The 26,335-nt window shown below is 60.0% G+C and carries 23 protein-coding genes; 19 read left to right on the forward strand and 4 right to left on the reverse strand.

From position 1 onward, the window contains the following. The first annotated feature begins 4 nt into the window (after window positions 1-4). The 3 genes from EXY20_RS00455 (at window position 5) to EXY20_RS00465 (ending at window position 4,231) form a co-directional block, all read left to right on the forward strand. Entirely contained in the window at window positions 5-1,483 is a 1,479-nt protein-coding gene (locus EXY20_RS00455) for a sedoheptulokinase (protein WP_135546503.1), read from the forward strand. Further along, window positions 1,480-2,265: an HpcH/HpaI aldolase family protein gene (locus EXY20_RS00460; protein WP_135546505.1), complete on the forward strand. Its 786-nt coding sequence runs from the start codon at window positions 1,480-1,482 to the stop codon at window positions 2,263-2,265. Before EXY20_RS00455 ends, EXY20_RS00460 begins: the two co-directional genes overlap by 4 nt. Window positions 2,266-2,353: 88 nt before the next feature. Continuing rightward, window positions 2,354-4,231, forward strand: coding sequence for a hypothetical protein (locus tag EXY20_RS00465; RefSeq protein ID WP_135546506.1), 1,878 nt, complete (start codon window positions 2,354-2,356; stop codon window positions 4,229-4,231). A 313-nt stretch (window positions 4,232-4,544) separates the two neighbouring features. On the opposite strand, the gene EXY20_RS00470 is transcribed toward EXY20_RS00465, so the two are convergent. Next, window positions 4,545-5,966: a hypothetical protein gene (locus tag EXY20_RS00470; protein ID WP_135546507.1), complete on the reverse strand. Its 1,422-nt coding sequence runs from the start codon at window positions 5,964-5,966 to the stop codon at window positions 4,545-4,547. A 204-nt stretch (window positions 5,967-6,170) separates the two neighbouring features. On the opposite strand from EXY20_RS00470, the gene EXY20_RS00475 reads away from it, so the two are divergent. Continuing rightward, window positions 6,171-6,551 carry an MmcQ/YjbR family DNA-binding protein gene (locus EXY20_RS00475; protein WP_135546508.1) on the forward strand — a complete coding sequence of 127 codons (381 nt, stop codon included), beginning with the start codon at window positions 6,171-6,173 and terminating at the stop codon, window positions 6,549-6,551. A 37-nt stretch (window positions 6,552-6,588) separates the two neighbouring features. Here EXY20_RS00475 and EXY20_RS00480 read toward each other — a convergent pair whose 3' ends face one another. Further along, on the reverse strand, window positions 6,589-7,368 hold the full coding sequence (locus EXY20_RS00480) for an AraC family transcriptional regulator (RefSeq protein WP_167858914.1): 780 nt from the start codon (window positions 7,366-7,368) through the stop codon (window positions 6,589-6,591). A 138-nt stretch (window positions 7,369-7,506) separates the two neighbouring features. Between EXY20_RS00480 and EXY20_RS00485 the strand changes: the two genes are divergently transcribed. The 6 genes from EXY20_RS00485 (at window position 7,507) to EXY20_RS00510 (ending at window position 15,089) form a co-directional block, all read left to right on the forward strand. Beyond that, on the forward strand, window positions 7,507-8,568 hold the full coding sequence (locus EXY20_RS00485; RefSeq protein WP_135546510.1) for an amidohydrolase family protein: 1,062 nt from the start codon (window positions 7,507-7,509) through the stop codon (window positions 8,566-8,568). A gap of 14 nt (window positions 8,569-8,582) precedes the next feature. Then, window positions 8,583-8,933 (forward strand): Rieske (2Fe-2S) protein, encoded by a 351-nt coding sequence (locus tag EXY20_RS00490; RefSeq protein ID WP_135546511.1) that lies wholly within the window; start codon window positions 8,583-8,585, stop codon window positions 8,931-8,933. Window positions 8,934-9,045: 112 nt separating this feature from the next. Then, window positions 9,046-11,358: a helix-turn-helix domain-containing protein gene (locus tag EXY20_RS00495; RefSeq protein ID WP_167858915.1), complete on the forward strand. Its 2,313-nt coding sequence runs from the start codon at window positions 9,046-9,048 to the stop codon at window positions 11,356-11,358. A 255-nt stretch (window positions 11,359-11,613) separates the two neighbouring features. Further along, the gene (locus tag EXY20_RS00500; protein WP_235885298.1) at window positions 11,614-12,537 is read left to right on the forward strand and encodes an ABC transporter permease; all 924 of its coding nucleotides are present in this window, start codon (window positions 11,614-11,616) and stop codon (window positions 12,535-12,537) included. 17 nt (window positions 12,538-12,554) lie between these two features. Beyond that, the gene (locus EXY20_RS00505; protein WP_135546514.1) at window positions 12,555-13,418 is read left to right on the forward strand and encodes a carbohydrate ABC transporter permease; all 864 of its coding nucleotides are present in this window, start codon (window positions 12,555-12,557) and stop codon (window positions 13,416-13,418) included. A gap of 63 nt (window positions 13,419-13,481) precedes the next feature. Continuing rightward, on the forward strand, window positions 13,482-15,089 hold the full coding sequence (locus EXY20_RS00510; RefSeq protein ID WP_135546516.1) for an extracellular solute-binding protein: 1,608 nt from the start codon (window positions 13,482-13,484) through the stop codon (window positions 15,087-15,089). Window positions 15,090-15,163: 74 nt separating this feature from the next. Here the strand turns inward: EXY20_RS00510 and EXY20_RS00515 are convergent, their stop codons facing one another. Further along, window positions 15,164-16,117, reverse strand: a complete 954-nt coding sequence (locus EXY20_RS00515) for an AraC family transcriptional regulator (RefSeq protein WP_135546518.1) — start codon at window positions 16,115-16,117, stop codon at window positions 15,164-15,166. 254 nt (window positions 16,118-16,371) lie between these two features. Between EXY20_RS00515 and EXY20_RS00520 the strand changes: the two genes are divergently transcribed. Continuing rightward, window positions 16,372-17,208, forward strand: a complete 837-nt coding sequence (locus EXY20_RS00520; RefSeq protein ID WP_167858916.1) for a phytanoyl-CoA dioxygenase family protein — start codon at window positions 16,372-16,374, stop codon at window positions 17,206-17,208. 287 nt (window positions 17,209-17,495) lie between these two features. Here the strand turns inward: EXY20_RS00520 and EXY20_RS00525 are convergent, their stop codons facing one another. Then, window positions 17,496-17,702 (reverse strand): DUF1657 domain-containing protein, encoded by a 207-nt coding sequence (locus EXY20_RS00525; RefSeq protein ID WP_135546521.1) that lies wholly within the window; start codon window positions 17,700-17,702, stop codon window positions 17,496-17,498. A gap of 152 nt (window positions 17,703-17,854) precedes the next feature. Between EXY20_RS00525 and EXY20_RS00530 the strand changes: the two genes are divergently transcribed. From EXY20_RS00530 to EXY20_RS00565, 8 genes are all read left to right on the forward strand, one after another. Beyond that, on the forward strand, window positions 17,855-18,715 hold the full coding sequence (locus EXY20_RS00530) for a DUF421 domain-containing protein (RefSeq protein WP_135546523.1): 861 nt from the start codon (window positions 17,855-17,857) through the stop codon (window positions 18,713-18,715). Between the two features lie 27 nt (window positions 18,716-18,742). Next, on the forward strand, window positions 18,743-19,219 hold the full coding sequence (spoVAC, locus tag EXY20_RS00535) for a stage V sporulation protein AC (protein ID WP_207671191.1): 477 nt from the start codon (window positions 18,743-18,745) through the stop codon (window positions 19,217-19,219). Window positions 19,220-19,221: 2 nt separating this feature from the next. After that, entirely contained in the window at window positions 19,222-20,244 is a 1,023-nt protein-coding gene (gene spoVAD / locus EXY20_RS00540; RefSeq protein ID WP_135546525.1) for a stage V sporulation protein AD, read from the forward strand. A 10-nt stretch (window positions 20,245-20,254) separates the two neighbouring features. After that, window positions 20,255-20,605 carry a stage V sporulation protein AE gene (gene spoVAE, locus EXY20_RS00545; protein WP_135547623.1) on the forward strand — a complete coding sequence of 117 codons (351 nt, stop codon included), beginning with the start codon at window positions 20,255-20,257 and terminating at the stop codon, window positions 20,603-20,605. Between the two features lie 630 nt (window positions 20,606-21,235). Next, a complete protein-coding gene (locus tag EXY20_RS00550; protein WP_135546527.1) occupies window positions 21,236-22,195 on the forward strand; it encodes an AAA family ATPase in 960 nt (319 codons plus the stop codon). A 4-nt stretch (window positions 22,196-22,199) separates the two neighbouring features. Then, window positions 22,200-23,441: a DUF58 domain-containing protein gene (locus EXY20_RS00555; protein ID WP_135546529.1), complete on the forward strand. Its 1,242-nt coding sequence runs from the start codon at window positions 22,200-22,202 to the stop codon at window positions 23,439-23,441. After that, a complete protein-coding gene (locus tag EXY20_RS00560) occupies window positions 23,441-25,690 on the forward strand; it encodes a DUF4129 domain-containing transglutaminase family protein (protein WP_135546531.1) in 2,250 nt (749 codons plus the stop codon). The genes EXY20_RS00555 and EXY20_RS00560 overlap by 1 nt, the downstream gene beginning before the upstream one ends. A 130-nt stretch (window positions 25,691-25,820) precedes the next feature. After that, window positions 25,821-26,318: a YqeG family HAD IIIA-type phosphatase gene (locus EXY20_RS00565; RefSeq protein ID WP_207671192.1), complete on the forward strand. Its 498-nt coding sequence runs from the start codon at window positions 25,821-25,823 to the stop codon at window positions 26,316-26,318. The last annotated feature ends 17 nt before the right edge of the window (window positions 26,319-26,335 follow it).

Below are 26,335 nucleotides of genomic sequence, written 5' to 3' on the forward strand. Positions count from 1 at the left end.
AGCGATGAAGTATATCGGATTCGATATCGGCAGCAGCTTCGTCAAGATCGGACTGTTCGATCTGGACAAAGCTACGGTCGACGATGTGCGGCTCGAGCCCGCGCCGCCGCAGCTGGCCGGCGAGCTTGCCGCAATCGGCGGGCGATACGAGGTGGATGCGGATGCGATTGCGGCGATTGTGCGCAAGCACGTGCTGCGATTCGTCCGGCTGCATCGCGAGGCGGTCGCCGGCATCGTGCTGGCGACGCAGATGCACGGCTTCGTGCTCGCGGACGAATACGGCCGGGCAGTGACGCCGTACATTTCGTGGCAAGACCGGCGCGGCCACGAACCGCGGCCGGACGGCAGCGGCGAAAGCGCCGCCGATACGCTGGAGCGGCTGCTCGGTCCGGGCGCTCCGGCGCGGGCGGGGCTGCGGCTGAAGCCGGGGCTTGCGCTTTGCAACTTGTACCGCTGGCTGGAGGAGCATCCGCCAGGCGGAGAACGCGAGCGGGCGCGCGAGTTTCATACGCTGGGTTCCTTTGTGCTGCGCCGGTTGACGGGCGCGTACGCCACTCACTTGTCCAGCGCGGCCGCCACCGGGCTCGCGGACGTTGCGTGCGGCCGTTGGAACGAACGTACGATCGCTTCTTGCGGCTTCGGGTTTCTGCGCTTTCCCGCCATTCGCGGCGAAACCGAATGCGTAGGCGCATTCCGCGGCCGTTATCGCGACATCCCCGTCTTCCCGGACATCGGCGATCACCAGGCGACTGTGTTCGGCTGCTTTGCCTTACCGGGCGAGGAAGCGGTTGCCACGATCGGCACGGCGGGGCTGCTGGCGCGGGAGACGGCCGCCTGGGCGGACGCCGCGGACGGCTGGGAAATGCGGCCTTCTATCGGCGGAAGTTATTTGCGCACGGTGTCGCGTTTGCCGGGAGGCCGCAGCCTGGACGTGCTGATCGCGTTCGTCCGCACGGCGACAGCCGCGGTAACCGGCCGCGAGCCGAGTTCGGCCCGCGTCTGGCGGGCGGCGCTGCGCGAAGCGGAAGCGGCGGCGAGGGCGGCACCGACAGGCGCCCGGCTGCCGGTCGAGCTCGGCTTTTTCCCCGGCCAACTCGGTTCCGGGCACGGCGTCATCGGTCCGGCCGACGCCGCCAATTTGCGGCTGGGGCCCTTGTTTCTCGGCGCCTTCGATCATATGGCCGGCGTATACCGGGACATGCTCGAGCGGCTTGACGGCGGTGAGGCCGTTACGCCCGGGGACGGCGGGTTAAAGCGGCTGTTGCTGTCGGGAGGCGTCGCACGGCGTAGCGCCCTGCTGCGCGAGCGCCTCGCCGCCGTTACCGGCCTCGCCTGCGATCTGCCGCCTTATGCAGACGAAGCGCTGGCCGGGCTGTTCCGACTGGCCCTCCTATGCGCCGGCGTCTGCCGGACGCCGGAGGAAACCCGGCATTATGCGCCTCGGGACAATAGCACCGGAACGAAAGGAGAGGCGGTACGATGAGCGGAGGGCTGAAGAAAAAGCTTGACGCCGGCGGGACGTTGATCGGTACGATGCTTTCCGAGCTGCACACGCCGAATGTGATCCGGATGCTGGCGGCGGGCGGCTTCGAATTTGTCATCGTCGACTGCGAGCACGGTCCTTTCGATTATACGGCAGTTGCCCAACTGATCGCTGTCGGACGGGGGGAAGGGCTGGCGGTGCTCGTACGCGTTCCCGGCGTCGACAGGGAATACATTCTGAAATATATGGATATGGGCGCGGCAGGCATCGTGGTGCCGATGGTGTCGCATCCGGACACAATCGCGCAGGCGGTGCGGCACGCGAAGTATGCGCCGCTCGGCCGGCGCGGCGTGTCGACGCAGCGGGCCCATGCGAACTACCGCGTCGACGACCTGCCCGCTTACCTGCAGGAGGCGAACGATGCCACGGTCGTGTTCGCGCAGATCGAAACGGCGGAAGGACTGGAGAACGCCGGGGCGATTGCCGCAACGCCGGGAACGGACGGCTTGCTGCTCGGCCCGAACGACCTGTTGCTGGAGCTTGGCGCGCCCGGGCGGTTCGACGATCCGCGGCTGGCCGCCGCCGTTGCCCTCATCGCGGAGGCGGCGCGGAAGGCGGGCCGCTGCTCCGGCGTCATCACCGCGCGTCAGGAGCTGATCGCAAGCGGCGTTCAGGCAGGCATGCGGGTATTGAGCTGGAACAGCGAGGCAGGCATGCTGCTGCAGGCGGCGCGCGACGGTTCGGCCCGCTTGCGCGAAGCGACATTCCGGCACGGCAACTAACGGTCAGCGGTAAAGGCTGGCGTACGGGAACGTGCGGGCGATGAAGCGAAGCAGCGATAATATGGTTGTAAAGAGAGGCGAGAGAAGGATGGAGAGAGCATTTGCCAAACAGGTAGCGCCGGTTATCGATATTTTCCCCGACTTGTGCGGGGTGGCGTACCGGTACGGGACGATTCGCCGCAAGATGGAGCTGCTCGCCGGCATGGGGTTCCGCCGGGTGTATCTGGTCGTGTCGCTTCCGGGCCAGCCGATGTACAGCAATCCCTGGCTGAGCCTGATGCGTCCGGATACGGAAGCGGGCAATTATGCGCTGGAATCGATCGCCAATATCGGCGATCCGGTATTCGAGCATATTTATGAAGCGCATCGCGCCGGCATGGAAGCGTTTGCCGTCGTCAAGCCGTATGAAGGCGGCGGAGGCTACACCGTACCGCACGGCCGGACGGCGACATTCCGCGGCCGGACGCTGCCTTGCATCGGCGGCGAACGGGCCGGCTTCGACTCGTTCCTGCTCGACCATGGCGATATGCGGGTCCGGCGCAAGAAGATCGCGCGCTATGACGAGCTCGTCGCGCAAACGATCACCAAGCTGACGCTGACGTTCTGCCTGGATCGTATCGAGCAGCGCGCGCACCGCGACCGGACGGAGACATTTGCGGCGCTGACGGATGAAAATGCGGCGGAACGGCCGCTGGAACGGCTGCAGCTTTGGATCAGCGCCGACAACGGCGCATACCGGCCGTACGAAGGCGCCATGACCGTGAGCGAAACGCTTGCGATATGCGAGCTGTCCGATGCCAACGGATACCCGCTTGAAGGAGGACCGAAGCGATGCCGTGTCGTTGAACTGTCGGGACTGGCGATCGCCCCGGAATGCCCCTATATCGCCGTATCGATCAAGGCGCAGTCGGAGCAATTGACAATGCTGCCGTTTTCGATGATTCGGGCATTCGGCGAGCTGGGCGAAGTGCCGATTACGGTAGGGCCGTATGTGCGCATGAGCGCGGAAAGCGCGGAACGAACGGCGCAGGCGACGGAGCCGCACGCCGGCGGCGCCTGGTTCGACGCCACGTATCCGAAGCGTGCCGACCAGGCGCCGGCGGCGCTGGATTCTTTCATGCGTTGCGGATTCGAGTTCGAATGGTACGGCACCGGCGCCTGGGGGCAAGGCTGGATGGCTTGTCCGCTGTACGGCATCGCCCGCGGCAAGATGGAGTATATGAAGGGAACGCATTGCGAGGCGTATCCGGAAGTGCGCGCATACTGGCTGGACGAGGTGCGCCGGCTGATCGCGATGGGCATCGACGGCGTCGACTTGCGGCTGCAGAATCATTCCGGCATGGTGAGCGATTATGCGGCATACGGCTACAACGAACCGCTCGTTGCGGCATATCGGACGGAGCACGGGATCGACATCCTGCGCGAAGAGGCGGATCCGATCAAGCTGATGCAGGTTCGCGGCCGTTTCTATACGCAATTCGTCGAAGAGGCTGCAAACGCGCTGCATGCCGCCGGCAAAACGCTTCAGGTGCATTTGCGCCACAGCCTGCTGACGCCGAAGCTGTCGGCCGAGTTCGGCGAAGCCGGGTTCTGGGCGATGCCGAAGGTGCTGCCCGATTGGGAGCGGCTGCTGGAGCTGGCGGACGAAGTGACGGTCAAGGATTACAACTGGGCCGTCTACGACCCGGATACCGCCGGCCGGATCAAGGATCGGGCCGCCGCCCTCGGCAAGCCGCTGTGGGTGCATGCCTACGTCGCGCAGGGCGGCGATTGGAACGAATCGTTCGTGAACGGCGTTGCTCGCGACGATCGGGTTACCGGCATGCTGCTGTACGAAGTGGGACACAATCCATACGCGCACAATCCGTGGGTCGGCCTGATCGAAGTCCGCGCGGACGGCAGCGCAATATTCAACGAAGAAATGAAACGCAAGGTAGACGCGCTGATTGGCAGGGCGGGAGTTTAGAGGAGGGTGGCGGGCAACCGCCGAAGCGGCTGCATCCGATCGGCGCTGTTGCCGGCGGGAGGGCGCAAGAAAGCCGCCTTGAAGGCGCGGGGAAAAGGTGTATGTCGAAAATAGGCCATCAAAAATGGCTTATTTTCTCTTTTTTATCGGGTTCATAGAAAATAGCCAGTGATTTCACTGGCTATTTTGCTCAAATGGCCTTTTAGTGGAGTCTTTCATTGAAATAGCCAGCGTTTTCATTGGCTATTTTTGTCGGGCCCGGCGAAAACCGGCGAATAAGCCATCTTTCATTGGCTATTTCGAGGCCCGAGCGTCACCCTTCGCCCAGATAAGGTTTGCCGCAGGCGGAAACGATCGCGTACGGCAGCTCGTGCCGGGAGCGGAGATAAATGCCATCCTCCGTTTTCAGAAACACGGGTTTGTCGGGAAAGGCGAAGTCCGCCGGCGGCACCTTGTCCGACATGGTCCAGGCCGGGATGTTGCGATAAAATACCGGCGCCGTCTTTTTGCCCAGCAGGCCGTAAATATCTTGCCAGTAGTAGTCGCCGATCGACCAGTGCTCGCCGTTTTCGATCCAGATCGCGTCATCGCCGAGCAGCACCGTTCTGGCGACGGGCTTGTTCCACTCGTCCCAGAAATTCGCCGGCGCTCCGTGCCGGGCGAGCAAATACAGCAAGTCGTGCGTATGCCAGGAAGTGCTTGGCGCCACATTGGCTTCGTGGTTCCAGCCGCTTGCCGACACGAAGTAGCCGCCTTCCGTCTGGTAATGCGCGTACGTGCGGTCGCAATCGGCCAGAAATTGCTCCAATTCGGCAACACGGTCCAGCTGCAGGTACTGGTGAATGCCGTACAGCGTCAAGCCCATGCCGGCCACAAGCATCGGTTCCTTCATCAGGAACCAGCGGTTGTCGCGGCGATACCAGAGCCGGTGAAACCGTTTCTGCCCGGCCTCGTCCGTCCAGGCGGAGCGGGCGACGTGCAGGGCGATCGCTTTCGCTTCATCGGCGTAACGCTTGTTGCCAAAAATCCGGGCCGCCAGCGTGAGCGGCGCAATCATTAGCCCGTAATATTCCGCCGGCTCCAGCGCTTCTGCATCGCCCAAGTAGCGGAGCGTGCCGCCGCTTTCGCCGTCGGGCGTGCCCCGGGTATGGAAATGGGCGATCATGTAATCGAGGTCTTCGACCAGCTCATCGTCCCTGCTTGTGTCGCCGTACGCTTCGCGATATAACAGCTTGGACCAGATGCGGGCGTATTCCTGGTTGCAGGTGGTCGTTTCGCCGGCCCGGCCGCCGCTGAAATGCAGGCAGGCCTGCAGATTGGACAGGAACACGGTGCGGATGCGTTCGACCGTTTGTTCCGAAAGCCACTGGCGGCCGTCGCGTACGGTCATCGCCAGCGCAACGTTCGTGATGGCGTTATGAATGAGCGCATTGCGCGACGTTTCGCCGGATTCAAAGCCGATGAAGCGGTATTGGCCGCTTTCCTGGAGCGACGATGCCTGGAAAGCGCACATCCGGTCCAGCAGCTCCGCAGCCGCCTTGTCGGGAAACGCGTTCAGCGCTCCGGCCAGCGCCGGAAGCAGCGGGCTGCTCCAGGTGCTGTGGCCGGCATGAAAGTCGATCCAGCGATACGGGTTGCCGCCCCAGACGGAATGGTTGTTAAAGCCGTTAATCGATCCGTCCGGACGGATCCAGGAATGAAGCCAACGGCCAAGCAAGGTTGTACGATCTTGCATTGCAAATTCTCCCTTCGGTAAAGACCCTGTCATGTCCAAACGATAGCATCTTCCGCCGGCTTTCAGAAAGGACGATAAATCGTCTTTAATTCCGGCCCGAACATTGGCGGTCGAGGGGGAAGGAAGCAGGAGTTCCGCTCCCCGGCGGCGAAGCAGGTACCGTTCGTCGCAATCCGAATTCATCCGAAACGGAGGACGCGCCACATGTTTGAAAACCTGTATCTGGACGAAATCCGCACTTTGATCCAGTCATTCCCCGGCACGAGCGAACGGATCAGCCACGGGGCGCCGACATTTTTCATCGGGAGCAAGCTGTCGTTCGTGCAATACCACAACAACCATCACGGCGACGGGAAACTCGCCCTCTGGTGCGCCGCCGCTCCGGGCATGCAGGCAACGCTTGTCGAAGCGGAGCCGGAGCTGTATTATGTCCCGGCCTACGTCGGGTATCTCGGCTGGGTCGGCTTGCGCCTCGATCGCCACGCCCGGTGGACGGACATCGCCGCCACGATCGGCGACGCGTATTTGGCCCGGGCGCCGCACAAGTACAAGGCGCTGATCGCAGCGGCGAAGCCGGCGGAGTGAGCCGCTTCGCCGGCTCCTTTGCGCGCCCGCCGTTTGTTTACGGTTTGGCGCGTCCGAGCTTGAGCGACCGGGAAGGCGGATGGCCGACAATTTTTTTGTATATATAATTGAAATACGTTTGATCGCAATAGCCGAGCGATTCGGATATTTCCCCGATTGTCATGTTCGTCGTCAGCAGCAGCTCCCGCGCCGCGGCGACGCGCACCTCATGCATGTACCCGACCGGTGTCCGTCCGGTCACTTCCTTGAACACATTGGATACGTAATTCGGGCTGCGGTCGACATGGCGGGCCAGATCGTCCAGCCGAATCTGCTCCCGGTAATGCTGCACAATATACTGCTGGATGCGTTGCGCCAGGCTGCGGCGCGTCGACGGCAGTCCGTCCGCGCCCAGCTCGCGGCGGATCAGGCCGATGATTTCGGTCAGGATGCCGCGGGCGATCATGTCGTAACAGGGCATTTGTCCGATCCACACTTCGTTCAGCACGGAAAAGCGCTGCTTGACATACTCAAAGCCAAGCGGACGAAAGCGCCGGTACGACCTTTCCAGCAGCACGCCCAGCTCCTCTTGCGGTAAATCGTTAAAATGTGCGGAATACATCGTCTGCGGATCGGATTCGTCGCAATGCGCCTCCCGCCAAACTCCTTGCGGCATAAACAGCCCGTCGCCCCGCTGCAGTCGCAGCTTCTCTCCGCCAACCGTATACGTCACTTTCCCTTTGACCACCAGCAGCAAAATATGATGCCGCGTCTGCGCCAGCGGCACCTTCCAATTCGAGCCCGCCGCCTGGTCGAACAGAATATGCGCGATTTCCATCAGGAGCCTCCCAGCCGCTTCCCACAAGCTCTTGCGATCCATAATCGTAGAATCGCTTCAAAAGTCGTATGATTACCAATCGTAAACCTTTCCGGCCGATCTTACAATGGAATTAACCAACCGAAGGGGGAACAAGGCATGAACGAAAGGAACCATGTGATCGACGTCGACGTGCACAACGATTTGAAAAGCACGCTGGAGCTGGCGCAATATTTGCCGGAGCCGTGGAAATCGCGGGTACAGAGTGCGGGCGTGGGCATGCCCGGCCACGGCTACTGGTCGCCGGTCGGCGTCATGCGCAAGGACTGCCTGCCGCCGGGCGGCGGACCGTCCGCTTCCGACCCGGATTACCTCGTGCAGGATCTGGTCGAGCCGTTCGGCATCAAGTATGCCATCCTGACCGGCAACATGACGAACATCACAACGATGCACGACCCCGATTACGCCGCGGCGATCGCCACGGCCTACAACGACCACATCGTCGCCGACTGGCTGCCGAAGCACGAATCGTTTCGCGGCTCGATTACGGTGGCACCGCAGGATCCGCAGCTGGCTGTGCGCGAAATCGAACGGCTGGCGGGCCATCCGCAGATGGTGCAGGTGCTGATGGGCAGCGCGCAGCGGGCGCCGCTCGGCCAGCGCCAGTTTCACCCGATTTATGAAGCGGCGCAGCGGCACGGCTTGCCGGTGACGATCCATCCCGGGGGCGAAGGTGCGGGAGGAACGCCGCCGCCGACGCCGGCGGGATATCCGACCCGTTATCTCGAGTGGCATACGTGCCTGTCGCAAAATTTTATGGCCCATCTTGTCAGCCTTGTCTGCGAAGGCGTGTTCGAAAAGTTTCCGCGGCTGAAGTTCGTGCTGCTCGAAGGCGGCGTCGCCTGGCTGCCTCACCTGATGTGGCGGCTCGACAAAAATTACAAAGGGCTGCGCTCATCGGTGCCGTGGCTGAAACGATTGCCGAGCGAATACATCCGCGACCATTGCCTTTTCTCGACGCAGCCGATCGAGGAGCCGGACGATCCAAAGCAGCTGCTGTCCATCTTCGACATGTTCGACGCGGAGAACGTGCTGATGTTCTCCAGCGATTACCCGCATTGGGACAACGACATGCCGACGGAAATTTTGAAGAAGCTTCGTCCCGAAGCGCGCGACAAAATATTTTACGCCAACGCGGCCAAGCTGTACCGGCTTGGGTAAAGGGAGGGAATCCGATGCCTGTCCATTATGTTGCCATGACCGAAGAAATACCGGCGGGGCAGAGTAGAATCGTCACCGTCGAAGGCCGCTCGATCGGGGTCTACAATGTCGACGGCGCCTATTATGCGCTGCACAACCGCTGTCCGCACGAAGGGGCTCCGTTATGCAAAGGCCCGGTGTGCGGGACAACACTGCCGTCGAACGTGTACGAATACGAGTTCGGCCGTCGCGGCGAACTGGTGCGCTGCCCGTGGCACGGCTGGGAATTCGAGATCAAATCCGGCAAATCGGTATTCGACGAAAAAGTGCGGACCCGCAGCTACAAGGTGCAAGTGGACGACGGCCGGATCGGCATCGTGTGGTGAAGGAGCGCGACGAACGGGCGCGGCGGTTGACGCCGGAGCCGCCATTACCTGGGGCATGCCAAATGCGCCCGTTGCCTGTACAATAGAGAAAGTCGGGAAAGGTGGGTGGCGCATGGCGGGTCGGTTCAAGCCGCAAACGTTGCGAAGCGCGCTGTTTTGGCAATTTTTTGCGAAATATTTTGTGCTGATCCTGGTGCCCGTCATTGCGGCGAGCACCTTTACGAACGTGTTCGTCGTTCGTTTGATCGAGCGGGGCGCCGAACAATCCAGCGCCCGCATCATGCGCGACTACGCGCAGCAGACCGACAAGCAGCTGCAGGCGCTGCAGGCGGGCATGATCCAACTGCTTGGCGCGGCCAATTTGCAAAGTCTGCTGACCGGCGGCGGCAACGAACCGTACGATATGGAACGGCTGGAAAAAATTTATGCGCTCATGGCGCAAATGAACGCCATTCGCACGGAACCGATCGTGTCCGGCGCGTTCCTTTATTTTGCCAGCGCCGATCTCGTCATCGACAACAATATTTACACGAACAAATCGTATTATTTCAAGCAGACGTTTGCGCTGGAGCCGGCCGATCGGGACATGCTGCAGCGCGCGTTCGCGGGCAAACAAATGATGCGGTTTACGCAGCCGTACCACGTGCGCAACCCGGATTACCAGGAAGGCGCCTACTTGTCCGTAATCACCGGCTATCCTTTCAACGAAAGCGACCCGGACGTGTTCCTGTCGGTGCAGATCCGGCGGGAACAGCTGCAGCGGCTGATTCGCACGCAGGAGGACTGGATCGCGCGGACGGCGATCGTCGACGGCGCCGCCGCCATCGTTACCCAGTCGGACGAAGCGGCGTTCGACAGGAAAGCGCTTCGCGGCGCGATGGAAGGCGGCACGGAAAATACGCTGAACGGCTTCGGCGCCGGCCAGGCGGTTTCGTATGTCCGTTCGGCGTTCAATCCGGACTGGTATTATGTCACATGGGTCGATCTGGGCACGCTGCTGCAGCCGGCGCGCACGCTGAAGCTGCTGAGCGTGGGCTTTTTTGGCTTCTTCATACTGGTCGGAGCTTGCGTCTCCTATTATTTGAGCCGACGGCTGCATAATCCGATCGCGGAAATTCGCAACCGGCTGCAGTCGCACCGTTCGCTGCTTGCGGCCGGCAGCGTCGACATCGCGCCGCAGGACAACGACTTCGACGTGATCCGGCGGTTCTCGCAGCTGCTGCTCGCCGAGCACAAGGAGCTGTCGCAGCTTGTGAAAGGCATCCTGCCGATGGTGCAGGAAGATTTCGTCACGCGCATCCTGAGCGGCGAGTACCGCGACGAGCTGGCCATCGCCTTTTACGCCAAAGAGATTGCCTTTGCTTACGAGCCCGAAGCTGCCCGTGCCGTATTCGTGATCGAGTACCGCTACTACGAGCAAACGCTGGCCCAGCTGTCGGAAACGTCGAAGTCGTTCCTGCTGGCCGAGCTGAAAGAGAAGCTGGCCAAACGGCTGGAAGGCGCCATATGGCTGTGCCAGACCGGTGCCGGCGAGCTCGCCTGCGTCGTCCGTCTGCCGAAAGGGGAGCCGGACGGACGCCCGGAAGCCGCGAGCCGGATCAAGGAAGTGCTGGGGACGTACGCCTCGTTCTTCAAGGCAGCCGTCGGCGTCGGCAAAACGGCGCATGCCATGGGCGAGCTGCATCTTTCCTACCGCTACGGCGCGGCGCTGCTGAAGCAAAAAAGCTTGCGCGCGGATGTGGAAGTGTTCGCCGACGAAGAAGCGGCGGTCGAGCGGGAAGCGATCGACGGCTATTTGTCCGCGGAGGACGTCAACCGGATCGCCAACCAATACCGGTCCGGGCAGTACGAGCTGCTGCTGCAGACGGCCCTGGAGCTGCTGGAGGCGGGCATCCGCAAAGGGGCGACCGCCTTCCAGACGAAAAGTCTGGGAGCGGACGTGCTGAACGCGTGGATTCGCGAAGTGGAGGCCGAGCGGAACGATTTCAGCTTCGCTTACTACGCCGAGTTGTTCGAGGCGCTGAACCGCTGCCAGTCATGGGAGGAGTTGAAGCTCGGCCTGACGAAAATCCACGGGACGCTGTTCCGTCCGCCGACGCCCGCTGGGAGGCGCGAGCAATTTGCGGAAGTCGTCGATTACATTCGCGGGCATTACCGGGAAGAGTTGTCGATCGAGCAGTTGGCCGGGCGACTGAGCATGTCGGTCAGCCATTTCAGCCGCACGTTCAAGGAAGCGGTCGGCGAGAAGTATGTGGAGTACGTGACGAAGCTGCGGCTTGCGGAGGCGAAGCGGCTGCTGGGCGAAACGGACATGAAGATCGAAGAAATCGCCGAAGCGGTCGGCTATTTGGGCAGCAACGCGTTCATCCGCATTTTCCGCAAGTATGAAGGCATTACCCCGGGCAAATATCGCGGCATCCGTTGAAATCGCCTTCATTTGCGCCATGTGCGTTTTTTGCTCCGGACCAATCGAGTTTTCGTCAAACCGGCCGACAAGGCCGGTATTTTTTTGCGCAAAGCCTCGCGCTGGCGCGGTTATTTGACGTATGCCGCGCCTGGCGCAAAAAAGGACGACGGCGAAAATATGCACGATTTACAGCTTCGTCCCGGGTCCGTATCGTTAGGGATGCAAAACCGGCGTCAAAAACGGCCGGACTCAGGGCGGGAGCGTGGTCGAGCCATGGATTTCGGCAGATGGAGAGCGGGTTGGCACATCGCCCGCAAGAACAAGATGCTTTATGCGCTTATGCTGCCGGGCATCGCGTATTACCTGATTTTCAAATATGTGCCGATGTACGGCGTGCTGATCGCCTTCCAGGACTATTCGATGGGGCGCGGCATTCTGGGCAGCAAGTTCGTCGGGCTGAAGCATTTCGTCGAATTTTTTTACCATACGCCGGATGCCTGGAAGCTCATCCGCAATACGCTGGTGCTGAACGCGTACGATCTGCTGTTTCATTTTCCGGCTCCGATCGTGCTGGCGCTCTTGTTTCACGAGCTGAAGAGCAAATCGTTCCGGCGTTTGGCGCAAACGATCAGCTATATGCCGCATTTCCTGTCCACGGTTGTCATCGCCGGCATTCTCGTTGTGTTCCTGTCGCCGTCAACCGGCATTGCCGGCGTGCTGTTGAAGGCGGTCGGCAAGGAACCGATCCTGTTCCTCGGAGAGCCGGGATGGTTCCGCACGATCTATATCGGTTCGGAGATCTGGCAGAAGCTCGGCTGGGGCACGATTCTGTATTTGGCGGCAATTGCGGGCATCGATCCCTCGTTGTACGAAGCGGCGCGCATGGACGGCGCCAACCGGTTCCGCCAGATGCGCCACATTACATTCGTCGGCATGGTCCCGGTCATGATTATTTTGTTCACGCTCAATCTGGGACACATTATGGAAATCGGATTTCAAAAGATCATCCTGCTGTACAACCCGCGCAATTACGAAACGTCGGACGTCATCAATACATTCGTTTACAGGCGCGGCATTCTTGACGCCGACTTCAGTTTTGCCGCAGCAGTAGGGCTGTTCCAATCGGCGATCGGCCTGATCCTGGTCGTGCTGGCCAACCGGATCGCCCGCCGGCATTCCGAAACGAGTCTATGGTAGGAAGGGGGAAGGGGACCGTGCGCATCAAATCGAGTCTCGGTTCGAAGCTGTTCGACGCGTTCAACATCTTGCTGCTGCTGCTGCTGATCGTTGTCATGCTGTATCCGATGTGGTTCGTGCTTGCTGCCTCGATCAGCAACAATGCAATGGTGGCGGCCGGCAAAGTCGTATTGTGGCCGAAAATGGTGACGTTCGCCGCATACCGGCGGCTGATCGGCGATACGCTGCTGTGGAACAGCTACTGGAATACGATCCGCTACACCGTCGTCCATACGGCGCTTACGCTCGCCGCTACATCGGCGATGGCGTACCCGCTGGCGAAGAAGTGGCTGCCGGGCCGGCGGACGATCCTGCTGCTTGCGGCGTTTACGCTTCTGTTTGGCGGCGGGCTTATCCCTACGTTTCTCGTCGTCAAGCAGCTGCACTTGCTCGATTCGATCTGGGCGATCGTACTTCCGTCGCTAATCAGCACCTGGTATCTGTTCATCATGCGCACGTTTTTCGAGGCGCTGCCGCAGGAGCTCGAAGACGCCGCCACGATCGACGGCTGCGGCCCGATGCAGGTGCTGGCGCGCATCGTCGTGCCGCTGTCGATGCCGGTCATCGCCACGATCGCGCTGTTCACCGCGGTAGGGCAATGGAATTCGTTCTTCGACGCGCTGCTTTATTTGAACGCCAACAAGCTGTACCCGCTGCAGATCATGCTGCGCAGCTATTTGATCGCCGGCATGGATCCGCCGCAAGGCGAAGGCGATCTGAACACGATGGAGACGGTCAAATATGCGCTCATTATGATCGCCACGGTACCGATCCTGTGCGTGTACCCGTTCATCCAGAAGTATTTTGCCCAGGGAAGCATGGTCGGCGGGGTCAAAGGGTAGATGCGGAATTCGAAAGATTCCGTTCTCTATACAGGTGTACAATATGATGGGGAGGTAAGCGGCATGAAGTGGAGGAAAACGGGGGCGGTCGTCGCCCCGATCGTATTGTCCGTCGCTCTGGCGGCGTGCAGCGGGGGAGGAAACGGGTCTTCGGGCAAGCCGGCCGATTCCGGTTCGACGGCTGCGGCGTCATCGTCGGCGTCAGCGTCAGCGTCGGCAAAGCCGAAGGCGGCGACATTCACTTGGCTGGTGGCGGACCGCGTCGAAGGACCGGTGAAGCAGGATTGGGAAATTTTCAAGATGCTGGAGCAACGAACCGGCGCCAAAATCGAGCTGCAAGCCGTGCCGAGCACCTCGCTGGCGGAGAAGAAAAACATCATGATCGCCACCAATTCGGTTACCGACATCATCCAGGTGACGAATCAGGAAGGCCGCGAGAACGGGCCGGAGAAGGTTTTCCTTAATTTGAAGGATTATCTCGACCAGGCGCCCAATCTGAAAAAGTTTTATGACTCCAATCCCGAAGCGAAGGCGCAGGCGACGGCGGCCGACGGCGGGCTGTACACGATTCCGACGATCGAAAGCTATATCGGCGGCAAAGGGTTCGACGAGGCATGGTATGCACGCAAGGACCTGATGGACAAACTCGGTCTGAAGGCGCCGACAAGCCTGGATGAATTGTATCCCTTCCTGAAAGCGTTCAAGCAGCAATACCCGGACTCTTACCCGCTGACGATGGCGCCGAACGCCGTCAATCCGATGGACCTGTACCGTGTTTTTCTGAAAGCGTTCACCGGCATCCAGGGCTACATCAACCTGAATCCGGACACGGACAAGTACGAATTCGCCGGCTACGCCAAAGGGTTCAAGGAAGCGCTGCAATACATGAACAAGCTGTACGCGGAGAAGCTGCTCGACCCGGAATATTCGCTGCTGACGCGGGCGCAGTACGACGAGAAGCTCATTTCGAACAAATCGTTCGTTACCTTCTATTGGAAAGCGGACATCGAGCTGCTGCAAAGCAAGGCGCGTACGGCCAGCGGCAACCAGCAGTTCGACATGGACGGCTTCCTGACGTTCGCCGCACCGGGCGTCAAAAACTACAATTTCGCCCGCTCGGTCGTTGGCGCGAATGGCATGGCCATTTCCGCGAACGTCAAGGATAAGCAAGCTGCCGTCAAGCTGATGGATTATTTGAAAGGCGACGAAGGCACGAAGCTGCTCAACCTCGGCATCGAAGGCAAAACGTACAAGATGGCAAACGGTCAGCCGCGGTTCATGGAGGAATTCGGCTCGGCGCCTTACAACGCTTTGCGCAAGGACTACGGCGTCTGGTACCCGATGATCGGCTTCGAATTTGCGCTGCCGCGGATCGCCTGGGAGAACGCGCTCGACGACAAGACCAAAAAGGTCAATGCCGCTTACGAGCCGACCGTCATCGCCGCGCCGCGTTCTTTCGTCAAAACGAAGGAGGAGCAGGAACTGGAAAAATCGAAGCTGACGAATCTGACCAAATATGTCGACCAGAAGCTGGCCGAATTCGTCGTCGGCAAAACGCCGATCAACGACGAAACGATCGCCGCCTTCCAGTCGGAGTCGAAAAAGCAGGGCGCCGACGACATTGTCGCCATGTACAACACCGCCTATAAACGGACTTACGGGGTCAAATAAGGAGGCTCGCGGAGGGCAACGTTCCCGTCATTCTAAGAATGGCGGATCGTTGCCTGTTTTTTTGCATCGTTCGCTTACCTGGGCAAGGGCGGGTTCTCGCCGTCGATGCCGGTTGTGATGCCGGCGTGCAGCTTCCCGGCGGGCGCGCCGCTGCGGCATTCCGCCCGGTACGCCCCCGGCGAGCGGCCGACCGCCCGTTTGAACGCCTTGGAGAAATGGTGGATGTCGGCGAAGCCGCAATAAGCGGCGATCCGATCGAGCGGCAAGTCGCCGGCGGACAGCAGCTCGCAGGCATGGTCGATGCGCAGCCGAAGCAAGTAGCGATGCGGCGGCAAACCGAATTCGCGCTTGAACAGCGCGCTGAAGCGCGACGGCGACAAGTTCGCCCGCTCCGCCAGATCGGCGACGGTGAGCGGTTCGTCGAGCCGGAACGATACGTACGACGTGATCCAGTTGAACGTGGCAGGCGTTGCCCCCTTGATCCTCGACGCGTCGGCGAACTGCGTCAACAGCCGCAGGACGAAGGCGGAAGCGAGATTCTGCGCTTCCAACTGGGCGAGCGGTTCGTCGTGGCTGCAGCAGGCGACGATGCGCAGCATGTCGTCGCGGCATTGCAGCGGATCGTTTAGCCGGAAGCTTACGGGAACGGCGACGCCGCGAAAGTCGTTCAGCCGCGGCTGCATCAGATGGGCGTAGGCCGACAAGTCCAACTGGCCCGCTCTGGTCTGAAAGCTGGCTTCGCGCTGCGGATTGTAGAACACATCGAAGTGGAAATACGGCGTAATCGTATCCGTGATGCCGCGCAGCGAAACGACGCTTCCCGGTTGAATCAGACAAAAGTCGCCGGATGTCAGCGAATATGGCTTCCCGTCGACCTGAAACAGGCATTCTCCCTCCTGCACGTAAATAAGCAAGTAATCGAGCAGCCTTCGTTCCGGGATGAACCAAGGCTTTCTGACCGCGTAACCGCCTCCCCGGACATACGGCACGATCGGATAACGCGACTTCCATTCCGCAAGCTCCAGCATCGGACAAGCCCCTCCCGGCGCCATTTTCCTTTAACTGTACCAAATGAAGCCCTAGATGAACAGTCGTTTTTGACAATAAACTCGGGTGTTTTGAACAATGCCGGACGAAAGCGCTCCCCTTATAATGATTATATTGATCGAAGCAAATCAGCGAGGCAGGCCCGACGCAAGTGGTGAAAATCAATGCCGATTGGACCTGAGGTGCGGCCCAATGCGGTAATGAAAGCAAGCAAACGAAGACGAGGTGGAGAGCGATGAGTCAGAACACACAATTGGAACAGCTGCCGCTATTGGCGGACGAGTATGCCTTGACCGCAGAGGATGTCGCCAACTACCGGCGCGACGGCCATGTACGCTTGCGCGCGGTGGCAAACGCGGAAGAAATCGCCGCTTACCGGCCGGTGATCGGCGAACTGGTGCAGCGGCTGAACTATCACAACAAGCCGGTTCACGAGCGCGATACGTACGGGAAGGCGTTCATTCAGATCGGCAACTTGTGGGAGTCGAGCGAGCTGGCCGCGCGGTTCGTTCTGGCGCGCCGTTTCGCCAAAATCGCCGCCGACCTGATGGGCGTGCAAGGGGTGCGCATCTATCACGACCAGGCGCTGTTCAAGGAGCCGGGCGGCGGCCATACGCCGTGGCACCAGGATCAAATTTATTGGCCGATCGACTCGCCCAATACGATTACGATGTGGATGCCGCTCGTGCCGATTTCGGAGCAAGTCGGCTCGATGACGTTCGCCAGCGGCTCGAATGCTGTGGGGATGATCAACAAAGTCGTCATCTCCGACGAGTCGCATCGCACGCTGCAGCAGTATATCGACGGCAAAGGGTTCCCGCTCGTCAACTATGGCGCGCTGAGCGCCGGCGACGCCACGTTCCATGCGGGCTGGACGCTGCACAGCGCGCCGGGCAATCCGACGGAGACGATGCGTGAGGTGATGACGGTCATTTACGTTGCGGACGGCGTCCAGGTGGCCGAGCCGGACACCAATGCCCGGCAGAACGATCTGAAGCGCTGGCTTCCCGGCTGCGTGCCCGGCGGGCCTGCGGCCAGCCCGCTCAACCCGCTCGTTTACAGCGCCGGCTGAGCCCAAATCCCGCACGGATAGGCTCCTGTCCGGCTCCGCTCGTCGTCCGCCGGCATAGGCTGATATATACCAACCGGTCGTCCGCCGCCGGCTAACGAGGAGCCGCCGTTATGAAGAAAACGTTCGACACTACGCTGATCGTGCTGCTGTTCGTCCTGCTTGTGCTGGTCTTGTTGTTCCTGTTTTTCTGAATCAGCCGCGGGCCGCGGCAAAACAAACAGCCGGATTTCCTTCGCGGGAGATCCGGCTGTTTGTTTTGTTTTGCCGTGCGGAGCGTCATGAAATCATCAGAAGCCTTTGTATTGCGGCTCTTCGTTTTCCAACTGCTGAACGCGGACGCTGATTTGGTCGACGACTTGCTGCGTTTGCGTCGCCGCGTTGGAGAAGGTCGTTTTTGCTTCCTGGTTTTGCGTGCTCAGCGCAAATTGTTCCAGGCTCGCCTGCGCGCTCTTCAATGAAGCGAGGCATGTTTTTACCTGAGAGGCCACCGTCATCTGCCATCACCTCTTTTCCTTCACAGAGTCAACACTACTATGCCCATCGTCCGGCGATTAAATGTAATCAAATGTAAATTCATAACGATTCACTGTTCTGCGAATCATTAACATGTGATCTTATTTGGCGGTTCTGAAAGGAGGCGTCGTCCGTGCCGGATTGGCTGCACCTCGTGGCGCGATCGCTGGGCGCCATCATCATGCTGTTTGCGCTGACGCGCATTCTCGGCAAGAAGCAAATTTCGCAGCTGACGTTTTTCGAATACGTGACCGGCATTACGCTCGGCGAGTTGGCGGGCTTCATGTCCACCGATATGGAAGGCGTGTACTGGCACGGTATCGTTTCGCTGCTCGTCTGGTTCAGCGTTCCGTTCGTGCTGGAGCTGCTCACGCTGAAGAGCAAGAAGCTGCGGGAATGGTTCGAAGGCAAAGGGACCGTGCTGATCAAAGAGGGCAAAGTGCTGGAAGACAATTTGAAAAAGGAACGGTTTACCGGCGACGAACTGCTCGAGTCGCTGCGGACGAAAAATGTGTTTCGGGTGGCGGACGTCGAATTTGCCGTGCTGGAGGCGAGCGGCGACTTGAGCGTGCTGCTGAAGAAAGAGCACCAACCGCTGACGCCGGCGCATCTTGGCATCACGGTTGCGCCGGAGCAAGAGCCGCAAACGGTCATTCTCGACGGCAACATTCTGGACGAGCCGCTGTCGACGATTGGTCTTAGCCGCGGCTGGCTGCAGACGGAGCTGGACAAAATCGGCATCCCCGCCAATAACGTCTTTCTCGCGCAAGTCGACAGCTACCAGCAGCTGTACGTCGATCTGTACGACGATGTGCTGCAGGTGCCGGTTCCGCAGACGCGGGCGCTGCTGCTGGCCACGATGAAAAAATGCGCCGCCGATGTGGAGCTGTTCGCCTTGGCGACCAACCGGCCCGACGCCAAGCTCATGTACGAGGCGTGCGCGGCCAAGCTGAACGACAGCGTTGCCGCCCTGACGCCGGTGCTGAAACGATAACGAACGAGGAAGCGAGGAGGGATCCAGGTGGCTGATGCCAAAAACAAGAAGCTGACCATGACGATGCAGGAATACCAGGCGCTGGCCAAAACGATCGAACCGCCGCGGCCCGTTGCGGTCAATTGCGTGCGGGCTTTTGTCGTCGGCGGCTTCATCTGTACGCTTGGCGAAGGGCTCATGAAGCTGTTTCAGCACGCGTTCGGCTTCGACGAAAAGACGGCGGGCAATCCGACCGTCGCCGTGCTTATTTTGATTTCGGTGCTGATGACGAGCTTCGGCATTTATGACAAAATCGCGCAATGGGCCGGCGCCGGCACGTCGGTGCCGGTTACCGGCTTCGCCAACTCGCTTTGCTCCGCGGCGCTCGAGCATCGCTCCGAAGGCATTGTGCTTGGCATCGGCGGCAACATGTTCAAGCTGGCCGGCTCGGTAATCGTCTTTGGCACGGTGGCGGCATTCGTCGTTGGACTGATCAAAATGATTTTCGGCATGGGGGTGCATTGACGATGCTGCAAGGATACCAAAGCTGGAAATTCGACAGCCGTCCGGCGATCGCCGGCACGGCTGCGGTCGTCGGCCCCGAGGAAGGACGCGGCCCGCTGGGCAACGACTTCGACATCGTGCACGGCGACCTGTCGCTGGAGGAGAAGACATGGGAGAAAGCGGAGAAGAAGCTGATGGAAGAAGCGGCCAAGCTTGCGATCGAAAACGCCGGCGTCACGAAGGAAAAAATCAATTTCTACGTCGGCGGCGACCTGATGAACCAGATCATCAGCAACAGCTTCGCCGCGCGGACGATGGCGATTCCGTATATCGGCATCTTCGGGGCGTGTTCGACTTCGATGGAAGGGCTGGCGGTCGCGTCGATGATGGTCAACGCCCGCCACGCCGATTACGCGCTGGCCGGCACGTGCAGCCATAACTGCACGGCGGAGAAACAGTTTCGTTATCCGATCGAGTACGGCTCGCAGAAGCCGCCGACCGCGCAGTACACGGTAACGGGGGCGGGAGCGGCGGTCGTGACGCTGCGCGGCGGCGGACCGAAGGCCCCGGTCGTGACGAAGGCGACCATCGGCCGCGTGATCGACATGGGGATCAAGGACCCGTTTAATATGGGAGCGGCGATGGCGCCGGCGGCGGTCGACACGATTGCGGCGCATTTCCGCGATTTCGGCATCGAGCCGGGGCATTACGACATGATCGTCACCGGCGATCTGTCGAACGTCGGCTACCACATCGCGCTGGAGCTGATGGCCAAGCACCGCATCCCGATCGAACAAACGACTTACGGCGATTGCGGGCTGATGATTTACGACCGCGACAAGCAGCCGGTGCAATCGGGCGGCAGCGGCTGCGGCTGTTCGGCGTCGGTCGTGTACGGCCATTTGCTGAAAAAGGTGCGCACCGGCGAAATCAGGCGGCTGCTGGCGGTTGCGACCGGCGCGCTGCTGTCGCCGCTGTCGTTCCAGCAGGGCGAAAGCATTCCCTGCATCGCCCATGCGGTGGCCATCGAATACGGAGGGGATTGATACGATGTTCATGGATTTCGTTTGGGCGTTCGTCATCGGCGGCGCCATCTGCGTGCTGGGTCAATTGATGATGGACATCGGCAAGCTGACACCGGCGCATACGATGAGCGCGCTTGTCGTCATCGGCGCGATCGTCGACGGGCTCGGTCTGTACGATCCGCTCGTCAAGTTTGCAGGGGCGGGGGCGACGGTGCCGATCACCAGCTTCGGCAACGCGCTTGTGCACGGCGCGCTCACCGAGCTGAACGAACACGGCTGGATCGGAATCATCACCGGCATCTTTACGATCACGAGCGCCGGCATTTCCGCGGCGATCATCTTTTCGTTTCTCGCCGCGATCGCCACGCGGCCGAAAGGGTGACCTTCCACAAAAAATAGCCCATCAAAAATGGCCTATTTGCCCCAAATCGCCCGGCTCATCGAAAATAGCCAGCGAAAAAACTGGTTATCTCAACGCGGAAGCCCCAAATTCGACCTTTTCAAAGAAATAACCAGTGATTTCACTGGTTATTTCTTTGCTATAGGCTCTTTTTTGCGATATAGCCAACAAAACACGGCTTATTCTGCGGAAGTTATTTCCTTTGCATCCTGCCATCGCGTTATATGACATTTTGATTACAAGCCAAAATCGGTCCCAAACCGGAGAACCTTTTTGGCTTTTTTGGCGTACATACACATAGGTGCGCGCCTAGGCGCGGACAAGTCCGATAGCGGCAATCGGCGATGTACAAAATTGACAAACAATTTCATCATTTTTGCTCGTATACGCCCGTTTTTTATTCCTGTAAAATGGGAGTACGAACTTCTCTTCCAGCATTTTTCAACCTTTGCAGGTTTTTATCCGCTTCGTGTTCACCGCGTTTTTGCTTGTTCGATCCATCGCCGACCCAGGCAGGTCCACACAGCCGCATCCATCGCAACAAACCAGCAAATTATGCCGCAAGCCCGATCTGTGCCGCCGATTCACGATTGTTTAGGGAGGATGAGCCATATGGAGGCCGTCGTACAAGAGCAACAAGAATTGTTGAAGCAACTGAAGGCGAATTTGGAAGGCTGCATTCTCGGCAAGAGCAACGAAATTGTCCTGCTGCTGACCGCACTGCTCGCGGGCGGGCACGTGCTGCTCGAGGACGTACCGGGTACAGGCAAAACCGTGTTGATTAAAGCGCTTGCCAAATCGATTCGCGGCCAGTTTCGCCGCATCCAGTGCAACCCCGATTTGCTCCCGACCGATATTACCGGCGTGGCCATCTACCATCCGAAGAAGGAAGAGTTCCTGTTCCGGCCGGGCCCGGTCATGACGAATATACTGCTCACCGACGAAATCAACCGCGCGACGACGAAGACGCAATCCGCGCTGCTGGAGGCGATGGAAGAGCGCCATGTGACGGTGGACGGCGAAATTTACGAACTGCCGATCCCATTCATGCTGCTCGCCACGCAGAACCCGATTGATTTCGAAGGCACTTACGTGCTTCCCGAAGCGCAGCTGGACCGATTCATGATGAAATTCAGCCTCGGTTATCCGGACGAAGAAACGGAGAATCGCATGGTCGCCGCCCAGGCGAAGCTGCATCCGATCGAGCAGATCAAGGCGGTTGCCTCCGTCGAGGAAATTTCGGCGCTGCAGGAGAAGGCTCGCGAGGTGCATATGGACGACGCCGTCGGCCAATACGCCGTTTCGCTGACGCGCAAGACGCGGGAGCACGCTTCCGTGTTCCTCGGCGCCAGCCCGCGGGCGACGCTTGCGCTCGTGCAGGCGGCCAAAGCGTACGCCTTGCTGAACGGGCGCGATTACGTGGTGCCGGACGACTTGAAGCATTTGGCCCCTTATGTGCTCGGGCACCGGATCATTCTGCATGCAGATGCGCGGATGGAAGGGCAAACGATCGAGTCCGTGCTGAAATCGGTGTTCGAACAGGTGAGAGTTCCGGTCCGATTGGAGAAGTGACGCCATGAGCGAATTTGCCGCACGCATAATGGAACGGTCGTCCAATGCGCATTGGCGGTTTTGGATCGTCGCCAGCTGTTTCGCCGGAAGCTTGCTGTTCCTGTTGTTCCAGGGCGGCAAACTGGCCTTTATGATGTTCATCATCATGTTCGTGCTCACCGTCTACTTGACGCTTGGCAAATGGAGCGGCATCGCCCGGACGGAAGGCAGCCGCAAAATATCCGGCCTCGCGCCCGACGCGTCAACCGAGGCCGGTACGACGCTGACGATTGCGATTTCGGCGCAAATTCCCGGCTTCTGGCCGATTCCGTATGTGCTGATCAAAGATCGGCTGCAGCGCCGGAGCGGCGGCGAGCATCTGTTCGAAGCGTCGTTCGTGCCCGACTGGAAGCGGCGCGGCATCGTCGAATACCAGACTCCGCCGCTGCGCCGCGGATTTTATTCGTTCCGTACGACAGACTGCTCCACCGAAGACGTCTTCGGCATTTTTGAACATACCGGACGCGTCGAACTGAAGCAAAATTTTATCGTTTACCCTCGCACGGTGCCGATCAAGGAATGGAAGCAGCTTCATCAGATGCTGAAGGGGCTGCATCATCATTCCACGACGACGCGCGCGCTGCGCGAAACGACGCAAATCAACGGCGTGCGCGAGTACATTTACGGAGACCGGCTGTCGCGCATCCACTGGAACGCCACCGCCAAAACCGGCACGTGGAAATCGAAGGAGTTCGAGCGCGAATCGTTGCCGAAAACGATTATCGTGCTCGACCGGGAACTCAAGCATTACAAAGACGCCGAACAGTTCGAGCTGGCGGTGTCCATCGCCGCTTCGCTGCTGCAATACGGCACGCAGCGCGAGCTGGCGGTCGGCCTGTTGTCCGTGGGCGGCGAATCGACTTATTTTGAACCGAGAAGCGGCCACTCCCATCTGAAAAGCATGCTGAAGCACTTGGTGGAAGTCGAAGCGAACGGGCAGCAAACGCTGATGAAGGCGATGACCGATCGTTCGCGGCTGTTCGCTTCGGGCTCGTTCGTTGCCGTCGTATCGCCCCAGCGCGGCGAAGCGATGCTGCAGACGCTTGCCTGGCTGGAGCACCGGCAGCTGAATCCTTGCCACATGTGGATCGGCCAGCAGGACGACGGGCGCGACAAGTGGATGCAGCAGCTGCGCGTGTCCGGCTATGTCGGCTACCCGATCGCTACATTGTCGGAGCTTCCGCACGTGTTGGGAGGGAGAGGCTGATGAACCTGTCTCCGTCCTTGTTCAAGCGAATCGTGTTGTACGACTGGCAGTATCGGCTCACATCCTTGCTGACGGCGCTGTTCCTGCTGCAGTTCGTGTTCTGGATCGAAAAGGAAGACGGCGTCTGGCTGCAGCAAACCGTTACGATGGTTGAGGTCACGCTGGTCGTGATGGCCGTCCTGCAATTCGTTCCGCTGCGCAATCGGCTGCTGCACGGCTTGCTCCAGTTCGCTGTGCTGTTCGTTTACAATGCGGTTGTCATGCATTACGACCCGATCCTGCACCGCGTCAAAACATTTGCCGCTTTCCGTCAACTGCTTTACGACAATGCGGTGCAGTTTACGCCGTTCATCTGGTTTACGCTCGGCGCCTGGCTCGTTTACCTGACAACGCTGTGGGCGGTGCAGGTCAAGTGGCGTATTTATGTCGTCGTGATCGCGTCCGTGCTCGTGCTGGCGTTTCGCGACTCGTTCAGCGTTGTGGTGTTGTGGAACCAGGCGGCGGTCGTCATTTTTTGCGGACTGAGCATGTTGGTGGTGCGCCACTTCGCCGACCTGAAGAAAAAGAATCCGACCGGCTGGGGAAGGCTCGCCGACTATCCGGCGGAAATCGCCGTGCCGATCGTGCTGCTGCTTGCCGGGACGACGCTGCTCGGCTCGCTGGCGCCGGACGTCAACAATATATTGACCGATCCGTACACGCTTTGGAAGCATCATAAAGGCGAGGCGGTGCTGCTCCCCGGCAAAGTGCGCGACGGCGGCGGCGTTAACCTGTTCGGCATCGAAGCGAATGCGACGTCCGGCTACAGCCGGGACGACGATTCGCTCGGCGGCGGCTTCGATTTCGATTCGACCGAAGTGATGACCGTCGATACGACGCATCGCAGCTACTGGCGCGGCGAGACGCGTTCGTTCTACAACGGAACGGGCTGGGAGCTCAGCGACGTCGACAAGCAGAATCCGATCACGCCCGTCCAGCAGGACAAAGAGCTGGCCGGCGACGTATTGATGCGGGAATCGCAGTTGAAAACGATTGACGTTACCCAAACGGTGACGATGGTGCGCAAGGATTCTTTTCCGGTGCTGTTCGGCGCCTTCGCCATCGCCAGGGTGGAAAACGTCAACGGCGAAAAAAGCGGCTTCGATCGGCTGCAATGGTCTTCCCGCCAGGCGGAGCTGCGGTTCACGGAGACGAGAACGGCGAAATATCCGCAATCGTACACGATCGTTTCGAAAATGCCGATCGTCGACGAAGCGCAATTGCGCGATGTAACGGTACAGCCGGAGGAGCGGGCGCAGCTCGGCGCGTATTTGCAGCTGCCGAACACAACGCCGCTGCGGGTGCGCCAGCTCGCCCAGCAAATTACCCAGCAAGCCGCCACGATGTATGACAAGGCGAAGGCGATCGAACAATATTTGCAAATGAACTACACGTATACGAACAAGCCGGACGAAAGCAAGGCGAGGAGCAAAGATTTCGTCGACCGGTTCCTGTTTGAGACGAAGATGGGCTACTGCGACTACTATTCGTCAGCCATGGTCGTGCTGGCCCGCGCGGTGGGCATTCCGGCAAGGTGGGTCAAAGGTTATGCGCCGGGTGTGGCGCCCGTCGAGGAGGATCTCGCCCGTTCGGGGGTGCCGATCGATGAAATCAACCCGGACGGCGCAGGCGTGTATTCGGTGCGCAACTCCGATGCCCATTCCTGGGTAGAGGTGTTCTACCCCGGATACGGCTGGATCCCGTTCGAGCCGACATCCGGCTTCGCGATGCCGTCGGCGCAGGAAGTCGTGACGCCCGAGCCGATCGTCGAATCGACGGTCGATCCGGTGGAAACCACGCCGGTTGCCGAAGCGTCGACGCCGATCGTTACGGCCGGACGCGTCGGCTGGGGAGTTGCAGCCGTTGCCGTCGTCGTTGCTGCCGTGCTGCTGTTCCTGTATCGCCGCCCGCTGCGCAGATGGTACAACATCCGCTTCGGCAAGGACGAAGGAAGCAACCTTAACGCGCGGGTCGTGGCGGATTACAACCGGTTGGTCAAATACACCCGGCGCAAAGGGTACGCCGTGCTGGAGCACGAAACGGCGCGCGAAACGGTCGGCCGCTGGAAACGCAAGGACGCGTGGCTCGCCAAAGACATCGAGCTGCTGCTGGCCCTGTTCGAGAAGGCGAAGTACAGCAATCGCGCCGTGACGCCCGAGGAGGCGACGCGGGCTGCGACCATCGTGCGCAAGCTGCGCGAAGAGTTATAAGAAAGTGATGCCGAAGCCGGAGGCCGCAACCTCCGGCTTGTCTTTGCAACGAATTGCCGGGATGTGGTATAGTTTTCTACAAATAATGGCGGTACGATTTCCGTTCGCATCGTTCTGAGGAGAAACTCGAATGCTGGCCAAACTGTTTCCGCGCGAGCAGGCGGACACCGTATACGACATCGATTTGGACCGTTTATGGAATGCCGGCATTCGCGGCATTATCACCGATCTCGACAACACGCTCGTCGGGGCCGGCGTGGCGCTGGCGACGCCGGAGCTGCACGACTGGCTGGCGCGTGTGTCGCAACAAGGGTTCAAGCTCGTCATCGTGTCGAACAATCATCACGCGAGGGTGAGCTCCTTCGCCGAACCGTTGAAGCTGCCGTTCATCTGGCGCGCCAAGAAGCCGACGATGGCCGCGTTCAAACGGGCGCTGGCGATGATGGAGCTTGGCCCGCAGCAGGCGGCGATGGTGGGCGATCAACTGCTCACCGACGTGTTCGGCGGCAACCGGATCGGGTTGTACACGATTCTGGTGAAGCCGATCGCAATCGACGAGGAAGGCTTCTTTACCCGCATCAATCGCCGCATCGAGAAGAAGGTGCGCCGCATGGCGAACAAGCGGTAAACCGCTTGAATTGAGGA

It is taken from the genome of Paenibacillus cymbidii, assembly GCF_004764705.1.
Lineage (GTDB): Bacteria > Bacillota > Bacilli > Paenibacillales > NBRC-103111 > Paenibacillus_AN > Paenibacillus_AN cymbidii.